The organism is Staphylococcus sp. EG-SA-2, assembly GCF_017152085.1.
This window is the reverse complement of the sequence record NZ_JACYHC010000396.1, coordinates 1-215: the sequence shown is the minus strand read 5'-3', so window position 1 is coordinate 215 and position 215 is coordinate 1. Positions and strand designations below refer to the sequence as shown.

General features: G+C 47.0%; 1 protein-coding gene. It reads left to right on the top strand.

What is annotated here, in order from left to right:
• Positions 1-33 precede the first annotated feature (33 nt).
• Positions 34-215 (top strand): hypothetical protein (locus tag IDG60_RS03670; protein WP_206160506.1); only part of this gene is annotated, 182 nt, incomplete at its 3' end.

Sequence of the window (215 nt, the reverse complement as noted above, 5' to 3'; positions counted from 1 at the left end):
ACACAGAAGCTGGCGAAAAGTCAGCATACAAAAATGTGCAAGTTGGCGGGGCCACAACAGAGAGAAATAGGATCACCAATTCCAACAAACAATGCAAGTTGGCGGGGCCCCAACATAGAGAAATTGGATCACCAATTTCAACAGACAATGCAAGTTGGGGTGGGGCCCAACACAGAAGCTGGCGAAAAGTCAGCATACAAAAATGTGCAAGTTGG